The organism is Marinoscillum luteum (assembly GCF_044005705.1).
Classification (GTDB): domain Bacteria; phylum Bacteroidota; class Bacteroidia; order Cytophagales; family Cyclobacteriaceae; genus Marinoscillum; species Marinoscillum luteum.
Window position 1 is genome coordinate 66,447 of sequence record NZ_JBIPKE010000008.1, and the last position, 13,561, is coordinate 80,007.

Below are 13,561 nucleotides of genomic sequence, written 5' to 3' on the forward strand. Positions count from 1 at the left end.
ACTTGATTAGTGATTGATAAAGTGATAAAGAGCGATCAAAACGAATCCCATTGGGATAACGATGGCATAAGCCTGAGTGAATTTTTTGATGGCCGGGGTAAACTTGTTGTTGATCCCCATGGACTGAAGCGATGACTGAAAACCATGCAGCAAGTGAAGGGCTAGCAGTACAAAGGAAATCACATAGGCACCGACTCTTAGTGGACTCTGAAACTTGTGTACCATTTCGCCATAGTAGCGGTCTGTTACTTCAGGCAACTGAGCCACATATTTGTAATTGATCTCCGGAATCCAGAAATCGATGAAATGGAGAGCCAGAAAAGCCAGTATTACCAGCCCACTGTAGATCATGTTTTGAGACATCCATGTCGCATTTCCAGTGTCTTTTTTAGCATACTTCATGGGACGAGATGCTCTGTTTTTTGCTTCCAGCACAAACCCCATCACAAAGTGAAACACAACAGCAAAGATCAATACCGGCTGAAGCAGAAATTGCACCACCGGATTGGTACCCATGAAATGGGAGGCCTCATTAAAGGCATCTGCACTGATAACCGAAAGCATGTTGGTCGTCAGGTGCATTAGCAGGAATAAGACCAGGAATATTGCCGAAAGGGCCATAGCAAACTTTCTGCCTATGGTACTCGAAAAGGTATTGGAAAACCAACTCATATGATTATCTGAATTTCTAATTTATGTCGGATTCAAAGGTAGTCCCCAAGTTCCACCCAAACAATCTACGGCCTTATTTTGAATCTGTCTAAATAACTTAGTTTAAGTTCAGTTAGGGGTTATTCTCTAATTTAACTGTTTTGAATGGCGAACCCTGTGTTTATCTGAGATGTTTGAAGAATCAAGAAAAATATTTATTGCTTTTATGCTGTCTGTGATAGCGTATACGGCAGGTGCTACGCACATTGCTGGTGGGTACATCAGTATCAAAAAGGTGGAAGGTACTACTGTCACATTCAGTGTCTGTGGTTTTAGTGACGCAGCTTCCTCTGTCCACTTTGGGAGCGGAGTTTTGTCTTTCGGTGACGGAGCAGTCAATAGTGCGGAGGTGGAAGTGAATCGCAAGTCGATATCAGATCATCATGATTTGGTTGCCTTTGAGGTGTCACATACCTACGCTGCTCCCGGAGCTTACAGGGTGAGTTATGTGGAGAACCACCGGACTGAGGGAGTGATGAATGTCAATAACTCTGGCAATGAAAGTTTTTATATAGAGACTACTTTTTTGATCGATCCGTTTTTTCAAAACTCTTTTCCAGCTTTTGATGCATCGCATTTATTGCTGGCTGCCAACGCGGGAAGGTTTGCTCAGGCCTTACAAATGAATGATGCAGATGGGGATTTGCTGGTCTTTAGTTTGGTTACACCGAGGAAAGGGAGGGATATGCCAGTTTCCGGTTATCATTTTGCAGGAGCAGCGATGGACCCTTTTACCGGTAATATGTTATGGGATGTAGGGGATCATCCCTCTGGACATGAGCCACTGTATACATTTGCCATTCAGGTGCAGGAGATGAGAGAGCAGGAGGGAAGTTGGTTTACACTGAGTCAGACGATTTTGGATTTTAATGTTGAAGTCATCGCTTCTTCACTGGATCACCCAACTTTAGAAGGCGTGCTTTCAGTGTGTGATGCGGAGGAGTTTTACTTAGAGGTGCTGCAGGTAGACCTATGTTCTCTGGAAGTGAACCTGCCTTTTTATCAGTTGTTGGATGGGAGTACTTCTGCTTCCCTGAATGACCTATCTATTCATAAAGACACCATTTTTTATTTTGATCTGATGCCATCCACAAAAAGCTACGATTATGGGCACATCAGGGTCCACTCCCAAGGTTATGTCCAGAGTAGGAATGTTTTTTACAGTCAGGATTGTGAGTCATTTACAGCGATCAGAAATGTAGTGACTGGTGTTTCACCCCATTCGGAAGATATTTCTGTGTATCCCAATCCCTCAGATGGAGATTTTAAAATAAACGACAGATCAGGCAACCTTTCCTATTATAAAATCATTACCCTATCGGGCAAACAGATTTATGCAGAAATGGTCCAAAATCCTTTAGTATCTTTAAGCCATCAAGGTAATTTGCAGCCTGGAACTTATGTTATCCAATTTTTCGATGGTTTTGATCGTTTGATTGGGGTGAAAAAGTTGCTAATTGTTGAATGATTTGAATGAAGAATAGCACGGTTAATCCTTTCGTTATCAAAATAGCTTGCTGGCTCATCCTGTTGGGTTTGAGCATCAGTAGTGCTTATGCCACTCACATTCGTGCAGGTGAAATCACCGCCAAGCGAATCAACAATCTCACGTTGACCTATGAATTTACTTTCACCGGATATCGGGATTCCGGATCGGTCATTCATTTCGGGGATGGTATTTTTCGGTTTGGCGATAGCGAAATTCAGGAGCGGGGTTTCAATATTGTGGAGACGCCTATCGACAATGAAATAGAAATGGTGCAGTTCAAAGTGGTGCATACCTACCAGGCTGCCAACTCCTACGTGGTGAGTTATGAAGAGAAGTTTCGCAATGAGGGAATCATTAACATGGATAATTCAGTGAATACCACGTTTTATGTGGAGTCCATGATTGTGATCGACCCTTTTTTCGGTTTGAATAACACGCCTGTGCTTTTAGTGCCCCCTATAGACTTTGCCGCAGTGGGTGCCAAATTTATTCATAACCCCGGAGCCTTTGATCCGGACGGAGACAGCCTTTCGTACAAATTTGTAATCCCTAAGCAGGCCCGTGGTGCCGAGGTGAATAACTATCGTGTTATGAATGCTCCCGAATTTTACACCATCCCCAATCAGGGCAATGAAGCGCTGAATGATTTCGCTAAACTGACAATGGACCCGGTGCGGGGAGACCTGGAGTGGGATGCTCCGGGCGACGTGCTGAATCAGGGAGATGTGGCCGAATACAATGTGGCCTTTGTCATAGAAGAATGGCGGCAAGTGGCGGGGCAGTGGTTTAAGCTTGGGTATGTGACCCGAGATATGCAAATCATAGTGAAGAAAACAGATAATGAACGCCCAGAACTGGAAGTGCCGGAGGATTTGTGCGTAGAAGCTGGAGAGACTGTCAGCGAGATTATTCAGGGTACTGATCCTGATGGACAGCAGGTGAAGCTTGAGGCCTATGGAGGTCCTTTTGAGGTGAATGGCACCTCAGCCACTTACAAGCCAGATCCTGCCACCTTTCAGGGCCCACCAGGTTTTTTGTCGTTTGAGTGGGAAACAGAGTGTGGGCATGTACGCGTGCGACCCTATGAGGTGCAGTTCAAGGTCACCGATAATCCCGATGTAGGGCCCAGGTTAGTGAATTTTGAAACCCTAATGATCACTGTAGTGGGTCCTTCTCCGAAAGGCCTGGAGTCGAGTCTTCAAACAGGAAAATCCATCAGGCTGAAGTGGGATAAATATAATTGTGTGAATGCCGAATCTATGCAGATATGGAGGAGAGTGGGGGAGTTTGAAATAGAGGCTGACGAGTGTAATGTAGGGATGCCTGCTAATTCGGGTTACAGACTGATTGATGAAATCCCCATGCTGGACCCTGACACTCAGAATCCGATTACAGAATACCTGGATAACAACGATGGGAAAGGCCTGGCTCCCGGCGCGAAATATTGCTATAGGTTAGTCGCTACTTTCCCCTTGCCGGGTGGTGGCGAGAGCTATGTGTCCGAGGAAGTATGCGATAGCATTGTCATTGATGCACCAGCCATCACCAATGTGGACGTGCTCACTACCAGTGAAACGGAAGGAAGGATTTTGGTCCGCTGGGCTCCGCCATATCAGATAGACCAGGTACTGTACCCTCCTGACTATAAATATGATATTTTCCGTGCAGAGGGTTTGAACCCCTCGGCTACCAAGCCTTATCAGCTAATAGCATCAGGTATTACCGATACGGTGTTTACTGATATTGGCCTCAATACATTCGCAAATGCTTACCATTATTTTGTACGCTTTTATGATGCCGGGGGTGTGCTGGTGGACTCATCGGCCACAGCCAGCAGTGTGCGGTTGGCCCTGAGGCCATTGTTGAAGTCAATTGAGCTCAACTGGGCTGCATCGGTACCCTGGTCCAATACGGTTCAGGATTATCCATACCATTATATCTATAGGGATCAGGTAATAAGTACGGATCCGGATCAAATGGTGCTGATAGATTCTGTGGATGTTACATCCGAAGGCTTTTACTACCTGGACAATGGTGATTTTAATGGAGAGGTGCTCGATGAAGACATAGAATACTGCTATGCAGTAACTGCTCAGGGCTCTTACTTCAATCCTTTGCTTCCAGAACCCTTGATCAATCGCTCCCAAATAGGATGTGGCCAGCCCAACGATACCATTCCGCCCTGTTCACCTCCGGTAGTGACCATTGCTGATCAGATGGATTGTGCGAGTATGTTGGCCAGTCAACCCTGCGGCTCTAATAACTATACTCAGAGTCTGAGCTGGACATCTGACGAAAATCCGGATTGTGATGATGATATTTCCTTCTACAATGTGTACTTCACGCCGAGTGGTCGCGAAGAAGACTATTCAATCATTGCTACCCCGTCGGATACACGGTTTGATCATACGGATCTTACCTCCCTGAAAGGTTGCTACAGGATCTCAGCTGTAGACAGGTCTGGTAATGAGAGTGAGCTGACAGAGGAAATCTGCAATGACAACTGTCCGGTCTATAAACTGCCGAATGTTTTCACTCCCAATAATGATGGCATCAATGATGTTTTCAGTCCACTTTATAAAAAAGGACTCAACATTGCCAGTTTCAACGATGCAGATTGCCCCAGGTTTGTCCTTCAGGTAGATTTCAGGGTTTTTGACCGATCAGGATCGGAGCTGTATGTCTACAATTCATTTGAAAACCCGGAAGGGATTTACATTAATTGGGATGGGAAAAACAAATGGGGACAGGAACTCCCCGCAGGGGTTTACTATTATGTAGCTGAAGTCACTGTGGATGTGCTAAACCCTAAAGACACCAAATGGACGCTGAACGGTTGGTTGCAAATTCTGAAGTAGCAGATACTCCCATTATCTTTTTTGACGGGGTGTGTAATCTCTGTAATTCTGCAGTGAATTTTGTAATAGACCGGGATACGGACAAGCAATTTCATTTTGCTTCCCTTCAGTCCGACTTTGCCAAAGGGAAATTAGACCAATATCAGGTGGATCCATCTTTGCTTCAGAGCATACTTCTACTGAAAGAGGGCCGATTATATCATAAAAGCGATGCGGCGCTGGAGATAGCCAGGCTTTTGGGAGGTCCATGGCGCCTGCTCCTGGTTTTTAAAATCATTCCGAAGTTTATCAGAGATTTCATTTATGACTGGATTGCCAAAAACCGCTATCGGTGGTTTGGAAAGCGGGAAACATGCCGGGTGCCTACGCCCGATTTGAAGGAAAGATTTCTCGATTCTTACTGATGTTTCGTAGCTTTGCCCGCTTAAATAACCAATCAACTCAAAACGTAACATATGAAGTCATTTGTATTCCCTGGACAGGGAGCACAGTTTCCTGGTATGGGGAAGGATTTGTACGATAGCAGCCCTAAGGCTAAGCAACTCTTTGATCAGGCTGATGATGTTTTAGGTTTCAAACTTTCAACGATCATGTTTGAGGGTACGGCCGATGAGCTCAAGCAGACCAAAGTGACGCAACCGGCCATTTTTTTACACAGTGTGGTTACCGCTTTGATTTCCGATGCTTTCCAGCCAGATATGGTGGCCGGTCATTCCCTCGGGGAGTTTTCAGCACTTGTGGCCAATGGCGCGCTGAGTTTTGAGGACGGCCTCACATTGGTGTCTAAGCGAGCGATGGCCATGCAAAAGGCCTGTGAGCTGCAGGAGTCCACGATGGCCGCAGTTTTGGGGTTGGCGGACGAGGTAGTAGAAGAGATTTGTGCAGGCATCGATGAGGTGGTGGTTGCAGCCAATTACAATTGCCCGGGTCAGCTGGTTATCTCAGGCTCTATCAAGGGTGTGGAAATGGCCTGCGAGCAACTTAAAGCCGCTGGCGCAAAAAGAGCGTTGATTTTGCCGGTAGGGGGTGCCTTCCATTCACCTTTGATGGAACCTGCACGTGAAGAACTGGCGGCAGCCATTGAAACTACGGCTTTTGGCGCACCCAAGTGTCCTGTTTATCAGAATGTGGATGCCAAGGGGCATATTGACATCATGGAGATCAAGTCCAATCTGGTTTCTCAGCTTACTGCACCAGTTAGGTGGACACAGAGTGTGAATGCCATGATAGCAGACGGAGCCACGTCATTTGTGGAATGTGGTCCTGGAAAAGTGCTACAGGGATTGATCAAGAAAATAGATTCGGGAGTAGAGACTGCCAGCATCTGATGCGCCACCTCCGTTCCATATCACTAATGATTTCTATTGCCTTGCTTTTGATCGTGGGAGGGTGCCGAAAAGGCCCCTCAAACTCAATAGATAAAAGCAGACAAATCAAAAAAGGGAAGCCGATACCTTGCCCAATCAAAGACTGTTGATGCATAAGATTACCATTGCCATAGATGGCTTTTCGGGTACAGGAAAAAGCTCTACCGCTAAAAAAGTAGCCGGTGAGCTGGGCTATACCTATATAGATAGTGGCGCGATGTACAGGGCCACCACACTCTATTTTCTGGAGCAAGACGTTTCTTTGGATGATGCGAGCCAGGTTGAGCATGCTTTGGATACGCTGGATATTCGCTTTGAGGAAGGTCATGTGTTGCTGAATGGTCAGGACGTATCAAATGAAATTCGCACCATGCGGGTCAATGAGCATGTGAGTGCGGTAAGCACTATCGCTGTGGTGAGACATGCCATGGTGGCCCAGCAACAGAAAATAGGAAAGGGCAAAGGGATCGTGATGGACGGAAGGGATATTGGTACGGTGGTGTTTCCGGATGCTGAACTTAAGGTGTTTATGACAGCCAATACCCGGATTAGGGCGGAGCGACGCCAGAGCGAATTAGCAGAAAAGGGCATCATTGAGGAACTTAATGTGATCGAAAATAATTTATCACAGCGTGATGAAATTGATTCCACAAGGTCTGAATCCCCCCTGCGGAAGGCAGAGGATGCGGTAGAAATAGATACCTCAAATTTGACTTTTGCCGATCAGGTTCATAAAATTGTATCCCTAGCCAAAGAGAAAATCCATGCAAGTTGAGATAGATCCACATTCAGGGTATTGTTTCGGAGTTGAGTTTGCCATACAAATGGCCGAAGACGAAATGGAAGGCGGGCAGGAACTCTATTGTCTGGGGGATATCGTGCACAATGCCATGGAAGTAGAGCGCTTGTACGCCAAGGGTTTGAGAACCATTACCAGAGAAGAACTGGAGGAGTTGCATGACTGTAAGGTGCTGATCCGGGCACATGGTGAGCCACCAGAGACTTATGAAACAGCTCTGAAAAACAACATTGAACTGATTGATGCCTCCTGTCCGGTGGTATTGAAACTTCAAAACAGAATTAAGCACTCCTACGATAAAGCCGTGACCAGCAATGGTCAGGTGGTCATCTACGGCAAGCCGGGACATGCCGAAGTGATCGGGCTGACTGGACAAACCAATGATGAGGCGATTATTATCACCTCAGAGGAGGATTTGGATCAGATTGATTTTTCCAGACCAGTCACACTGTACAGTCAGACCACCAAAAGCACCAAGGGCTTTTATCACATCAAGGAGCAGATAGAGGAGCGTATTAAAAAAGAAAAGGGTGAGTTCACAGTAGAGGACTTTAACGCCAATGACAGCATCTGCCGTCAGGTTTCGAACAGAGAGCCCAAAATGGTGGAGTTTTCCCATAAGCATGATGTTGTGCTTTTTGTTTCCGGAAAGAAGAGTTCGAATGGCCGAGCTTTATATAATGTATGTCTGGAAAATAATACCCGGAGTTACTTCATAGAAAATGAAACTGAGATCGACCTGGATTGGATTCGTCAGGAGGATCGGGTGGGTATTTGTGGAGCCACTTCTACGCCCCGCTGGTTGATGGAAAAAGTAGCGGATTTCTTACAGGCGCAGGAGCCTCAGTTGGCAGGAGTCTGACTCTTTTCCTGATGTGGAAAAACAGTTTTCTATTGATGCTGCCAAACATTTCATTTGAACATTTTTTTTGTATTTTTGCTCAGATTTTCAAGTAGATCGCAACTATACAAAATGTCGAAAACGATAAAGCTAAAAAAAGGTTTTGATATTAACCTGGCCGGAAAACCGGAAAAGAAAATCTCAGAGTCTTCTCATTCAGAAACTTACGCTTTAAAACCTACCGATTTCATCAACATGTCCAGACCAAAACTTTTGGTCAAAGAAGGAGATACTGTGAAGGCAGGTACAGCCATGCTATACGATAAAATGTCGGAAGGTGTGAAGTACTGCTCTCCTGTAAGTGGTGAAGTAGTAGAAATTAAGCGCGGAGAAAAGAGAAAACTACTGGAGATAAAGATACTGGCAGACAAAGAAGTGGTTTTTGAGAAGTTCAAGACTTTCTCAACTTCTGATCTGGCTAATTTGTCTAAAGAGGAGGCCCTCGAGCAAATGCAGGCAGGTGGGGTATGGCCAAATATCATCCAGAGACCATTCGGAATCGTAGCCAATGCTGAGGATACTCCCAAAGCGATCTTCATTTCGGCATTTGATACCAATCCACTGGCGCCTGACGTGGCTTTCCAGTTGGGCGACAAAGAAAAATTCTTTCAGGCAGGGCTGGATGTTCTCAGGAAATTGACACTCGGTAAGGTGCACCTCAATATCAATGGGCAAGCTGAAGTTCCTCAGGTTTTCGCTCAGGCCAACGGTGTAGAACTGAATAAGTTTTCAGGGCCTCACCCTGCTGGAAACGTAGGTGTGCAGATTCATCACCTGGATCCTATTAGCAAAAAAGACATTGTGTGGACAGTGGCTCCGTACGGAGTGGCTCAAATTGGCCAGCTGTTCTTAGAAGGAAAATACGACGCATCTAAACTCGTGGCAGTCACAGGCTCTGAGGTGAAAAACCCCGGATATGTAAAGACTTACTCTGGTGTGATGCTCGAAAAATTATTTGGTAGCGAAGTACCTACTGGTCATTTGCGATTTATTGCAGGGAATCCTTTGACAGGTGAGAATTGTGGTAAGGCAGGTTATCTCGGGTATTATCATAACCAGGTCACAGTTATTCCTGAAGGAGACTATGAAGAGTTTTTGGGATGGATCAAGCCATCTACCAAAAAACTGAGCTTTCATAAAGCAATCGGTCTACTCTCATTCCTGAACAGAGGAAAAGAATACACGGTTGACACCAATACACACGGAGAAGATCGTCCATTTGTGGTTTCCGGAGAGTTTGAGAAAGTCCTTCCGATGGACATCTTACCTACTTATCTTTTCAAGGCGATTATCTCGGAGGATTATGATGACATGGAGGCACTTGGAATCTTCGAACTGATAGAAGAGGATGTGGCCCTGTGTGAGTTCATAGATCCTTCTAAGAATGAGATACAGAAGATTTTGAGGGAGGGTATAGAAATGATAAAAAATAGCTAATCATAAACATGAAGCCATTACAAAACCTGTTTGATAAACTAAAGCCAAATTTTGAGAAGGGCGGAAAGTGGGAGAAATTCTACACTTTGTACGAAGGGCATCGTACCATCGCATTTGCACCTGACCTCACCACTGGCAATAAAGGCACACAGATTAAGGATGCTGTGGATTTGAAGCGTATCATGATCACTGTGGTGATTGCTATGATTCCCGCACTGTTATTCGGTATGTGGAATGTTGGACATCAGCATTTCATTTCTGTGGGAGAGGATGCTGTTTTATTGGATAAACTCTTGATTGGAGCTATTGCGGTAGTTCCTATTCTTATCGTTTCCTATTCAGTAGGGTTGCTTACTGAGTTTACCTTTTGTGTAATCAGAAATCACCCGATTAGTGAGGGTTATCTGGTTACCGGTATGCTCATTGCCTTGATCATGCCTCCTACCATTCCTTTATGGCAGGTAGCCCTGGCCACCATTTTTGCGGTGGTGATCGGCAAGGAGGCCTTCGGTGGCACCGGGATGAATATCCTGAATGTGGCACTGACAGCACGAGCTTTCCTTTATTTCGCTTACCCATCTAATATTTCAGGCGAGGTATGGACTTACTTTGGAGATAAGCAGCCAGTGGATGCTTACAGTGGAGCTACAGTTTTGGCTTATGGAGCTACAGCCGTTTCTAATGGTACCAATATGATGGCAGACATGTCTGCACATTGGTATGACGGGATGTATTCCTTCTGGAATCTATTTATGGGACTGATCCCGGGATCTATCGGGGAAACTTCTACCTTAATGTGTCTGATCGGAGCGGTGATTCTGATTGGAACTGGTGTGGGTAGCTGGAAAATCATCGCCAGTGTATTTGGTGGAGCTTATTTCATGGGAGTAGTATTCAATCTTGTAGGATCTAACTCATACATGCAACTTCCCGCAGAGTACCATTTGGTGATCGGCGGTTTGGCCTTTGGAGCGGTGTTTATGGCAACAGATCCTGTATCTGCTGCACAGACTGAAGTAGGCAAATGGATTTATGGTTTCCTGATTGGATTACTTACAGTGCTCATCAGAGTGGTGAATCCGGCTTATCCTGAGGGAATCATGCTGGCGATTCTGTTTATGAACGTTTTCGCTCCACTTATTGATTATTACGTAGTAGATGCTAACAAAAAACGAAGATTAAAACGTGCAACGGTCTAATACATACATCATCTTATTTTCGATTGTCCTAACAGTAGTTTTGGGCGGTCTGCTGTCACTTGCCTCCGTAGGACTTAAGCCTGCTCAGGATAAACAGGTAGAACTGGATACCAAGAAGAAGATTTTGGGAGCGGTAATGGATATCTCATCCATCAAAGAACCCAACGAGCTGCTTGCCCTCTATGATCAAAAGGTGCAATCCCTGGTTGTGAATTATAATGGGGATGTGGTGACTCAGGATGCCAAAGGAAACCCTGTGGTGGCAGAGAAAGTGAGCATTCAGAAGAACTATCGCTTTGCAGCAGAGGATCGTTTATATCCCGTATTTAAGTTCATGAATGATCAGGATCCATCCAAAGTAGAGGCGTACATCTTTCCGATGTTTGGCTCAGGGCTGTGGGATTGGATTTCCGGTTATCTGGCTGTGGGCAGCGACTTGAACACCATCCGTGGTGTGGCCTTTGATCATAAGCAGGAAACTCCGGGACTTGGTGCCAGGATCACAAGTGATGTAGTACAAAAGCGTTTCGAAGGGAAGGAACTTTATAATGATAATGATGAACTGGTTTCTGTGAAAATGGTGAAGGGGGAGGGTAATCCCAACCTCACTGCGCATGAGGTGGATGGAATGTCGGGAGCCACTTTGACAGGGAAGGGTGTAAATGAGATGATGGTTAATTACCTCACTTGTTATCAGGGATATATTAAAAAAGTAAAGGCTAACGGAAGTAGCGTAGCAGTTAATTAATTTTCAAATAACTCAAATTATGAGTACTGAAGCATTAGAAGCACCAGAAGTAAAAGAGGAAGTAAAACAGCCTGCCGAAGCGCTTTTTTCAAAAAGAAGAAGACGAATTGTGTCGGATCCCTTGAACGAAGATAATCCGATCACCATTCAGGTATTGGGTATTTGTTCAGCCCTGGCCATTACCATCAAAATGGAACCCACATTGGTGATGTCTATCGCAGTGGTATCTGTTATAGTTTTTTCTAACCTGATCATATCACTTATGAGAAACCTGATTCCCGGGCGGGTCAGGATCATAGTTCAGCTGGCGATCATTGCGACGCTCGTAACTTTGGTGAGTGAGGTACTGAAAGCTTATTATTTTGATATGTATAAGGTACTCGGAGCCTTTGTTGGACTGATTATCACCAACTGTATCGTGATGGGTAGGTTGGAAGCATTTGCCATGGCCAACAAACCTTATGATTCTATTCTGGATGGTTTGGGAAGTGGATTTGGTTATGCCTGGATCATCCTGGTAGTAGCCTTCTTCAGGGAACTCTTTGGATCAGGTTCGATCTTCGATTTTAAAGTGTTTGAGGCGATTGGACTTCCAAATTTCCCAACAAATGGTCTCATGGTGGATTCCATAGGCGCCTTTATGGTATTGGGAATTCTTATTTGGGTCCAGAGATCAAAAACAGGTTACGTAGAACACTAAGCTAAAAGACATCATGGAAATTTTTAATATAGCACTCAAAGCCACTTTCATTGACAACATGATCTTTGCCTACTTTTTGGGCATGTGTTCATTTCTGGCGGTTTCTAAGAAAGTTTCTACGGCCTTTGGTCTTGGATTGGCTGTGATTTTTGTTTTGACGATTACAGTTCCTGTTAACTGGCTTTTGCAAGAATATGTCCTCAAGGAAGGTGCTTTAGCCTGGTTGGGTTCTGATTTTGCTACGGTGGATTTGACATTCCTTCAGTTCATCATGTTTATCGCTGTAATCGCCTCTATGGTACAGTTGGTAGAAATGGTAATCGAGAAGTTTTCTCCATCGCTTTACGGATCACTGGGTATTTTCCTTCCGTTGATCGCTGTAAACTGCGCCATTCTTGGAGCTTCGTTGTTTATGGTACAGAGAGATTACACCATCGCTCAGGCCACTGCCTACGGTTTTGGTTCAGGGCTAGGTTGGTTTTTGGCCATTATTGCATTGGCAGCCATTCGCGAAAAGTTGAAATATTCAAGTGTGCCCGATGGATTGAAAGGTTTGGGAATCACGATGCTCATCACTGGTTTGATGGGATTGGCCTTCAAGTCGTTCATTGGTATCGCTCTTTAAGAGATTCATTTAAGAAATTCAAAAGGCTTTGTCGAATGCGACAAAGCCTTTTTTGTTTTAACTTCATCCCTAAAAAGCAGCTATGTACATTCAATCATTACTAAGGTATTTCCTGAGAGGCTTGTTGCTGGTTACGCCAGTTAGCTTGACTGTTTACATCATCGTAGAGATGGTGAAGTGGACTGATAGTTTGCTTCCCATCAGTATTCCCGGACTGGGCATGATCACGGTGCTATTTGTGACCGCCTTTATCGGCTACCTCGCCAATACACTTTTTGCCAAGCCATTTTTTGACCTTTTCAATGATATCCTAAAGAAAATTCCGATTGTGAGCTTTCTCTACACGGCCATTAATGATCTGGTAACGGCTTTTGTGGGGGACAAAAAGAAATTTGATACGCCTGTGTTGGTCCCTTTTGACGAGCATGGCATGCTCTATAAGCCTGGCTTTATCACCCAGAAAGATTTATCTGAAATTGGCCTGCCCGGGATGGTAACCGTTTACCTACCACATTCGTATAACTTTTCCGGCAATGTTTTCATCGTGGATAAGTCGAGGCTAATGACCCTTGAAGGCAGCAATACTGAGCTTATGAAGTACATTGTGTCAGGTGGAGTATCTGGTGCAATCAAAAGAAAGCCATAAAATATTTGGTGATTAAAATAAAAATAACTCCTTTTAAGCTTGCTATTGGTTATTAATAGTTGATAATTTTGTCTTAAGAAT

At 44.7% G+C, this 13,561-nt stretch carries 13 protein-coding genes; 12 read left to right on the plus strand and 1 reads right to left on the minus strand.

Going from position 1 to position 13,561, the window contains the following annotated elements; all coding sequences use genetic code 11:
• Window positions 1-6: 6 nt before the first annotated feature.
• Window positions 7-672, minus strand: a complete 666-nt coding sequence (locus tag ACHKAR_RS01170) for a succinate dehydrogenase cytochrome b subunit (protein ID WP_395415826.1) — start codon at window positions 670-672, stop codon at window positions 7-9.
• A gap of 205 nt (window positions 673-877) precedes the next feature.
• On the opposite strand from ACHKAR_RS01170, the gene ACHKAR_RS01175 reads away from it, so the two are divergent.
• The 12 genes from ACHKAR_RS01175 to ACHKAR_RS01230 all read left to right on the plus strand — a co-directional run bounded on the left by ACHKAR_RS01175 (window position 878) and on the right by ACHKAR_RS01230 (window position 13,480).
• The gene (locus tag ACHKAR_RS01175) at window positions 878-2,179 is read left to right on the plus strand and encodes a T9SS type A sorting domain-containing protein (RefSeq protein WP_395415827.1); all 1,302 of its coding nucleotides are present in this window, start codon (window positions 878-880) and stop codon (window positions 2,177-2,179) included.
• Between the two features lie 5 nt (window positions 2,180-2,184).
• Window positions 2,185-5,058, plus strand: coding sequence for a T9SS type B sorting domain-containing protein (locus ACHKAR_RS01180; protein WP_395415828.1), 2,874 nt, complete (start codon window positions 2,185-2,187; stop codon window positions 5,056-5,058).
• The gene (locus tag ACHKAR_RS01185; RefSeq protein WP_395415829.1) at window positions 5,022-5,462 is read left to right on the plus strand and encodes a thiol-disulfide oxidoreductase DCC family protein; all 441 of its coding nucleotides are present in this window, start codon (window positions 5,022-5,024) and stop codon (window positions 5,460-5,462) included. Before ACHKAR_RS01180 ends, ACHKAR_RS01185 begins: the two co-directional genes overlap by 37 nt.
• Window positions 5,463-5,513: 51 nt before the next feature.
• Window positions 5,514-6,386, plus strand: a complete 873-nt coding sequence (gene fabD / locus ACHKAR_RS01190) for an ACP S-malonyltransferase (protein WP_395415830.1) — start codon at window positions 5,514-5,516, stop codon at window positions 6,384-6,386.
• Window positions 6,387-6,534: 148 nt separating this feature from the next.
• Window positions 6,535-7,200 carry a (d)CMP kinase gene (gene cmk, locus ACHKAR_RS01195; RefSeq protein WP_395415831.1) on the plus strand — a complete coding sequence of 222 codons (666 nt, stop codon included), beginning with the start codon at window positions 6,535-6,537 and terminating at the stop codon, window positions 7,198-7,200.
• Window positions 7,190-8,086 carry a 4-hydroxy-3-methylbut-2-enyl diphosphate reductase gene (locus tag ACHKAR_RS01200; protein ID WP_395415832.1) on the plus strand — a complete coding sequence of 299 codons (897 nt, stop codon included), beginning with the start codon at window positions 7,190-7,192 and terminating at the stop codon, window positions 8,084-8,086. The genes cmk and ACHKAR_RS01200 overlap by 11 nt, the downstream gene beginning before the upstream one ends.
• A 111-nt stretch (window positions 8,087-8,197) precedes the next feature.
• On the plus strand, window positions 8,198-9,562 hold the full coding sequence (locus ACHKAR_RS01205) for a Na(+)-translocating NADH-quinone reductase subunit A (protein WP_395415833.1): 1,365 nt from the start codon (window positions 8,198-8,200) through the stop codon (window positions 9,560-9,562).
• A gap of 8 nt (window positions 9,563-9,570) precedes the next feature.
• Entirely contained in the window at window positions 9,571-10,761 is a 1,191-nt protein-coding gene (locus ACHKAR_RS01210) for an NADH:ubiquinone reductase (Na(+)-transporting) subunit B (protein WP_395415834.1), read from the plus strand.
• Between the two features lie 40 nt (window positions 10,762-10,801).
• Entirely contained in the window at window positions 10,802-11,509 is a 708-nt protein-coding gene (gene nqrC, locus ACHKAR_RS01215) for an NADH:ubiquinone reductase (Na(+)-transporting) subunit C (RefSeq protein WP_395415835.1), read from the plus strand.
• Between the two features lie 19 nt (window positions 11,510-11,528).
• Window positions 11,529-12,209: an NADH:ubiquinone reductase (Na(+)-transporting) subunit D gene (locus tag ACHKAR_RS01220; RefSeq protein ID WP_159584690.1), complete on the plus strand. Its 681-nt coding sequence runs from the start codon at window positions 11,529-11,531 to the stop codon at window positions 12,207-12,209.
• Window positions 12,210-12,222: 13 nt separating this feature from the next.
• Window positions 12,223-12,834: an NADH:ubiquinone reductase (Na(+)-transporting) subunit E gene (nqrE, locus tag ACHKAR_RS01225; RefSeq protein ID WP_159584689.1), complete on the plus strand. Its 612-nt coding sequence runs from the start codon at window positions 12,223-12,225 to the stop codon at window positions 12,832-12,834.
• Between the two features lie 82 nt (window positions 12,835-12,916).
• Window positions 12,917-13,480, plus strand: a complete 564-nt coding sequence (locus ACHKAR_RS01230; RefSeq protein ID WP_159584688.1) for a DUF502 domain-containing protein — start codon at window positions 12,917-12,919, stop codon at window positions 13,478-13,480.
• Window positions 13,481-13,561: the final 81 nt, after the last annotated feature.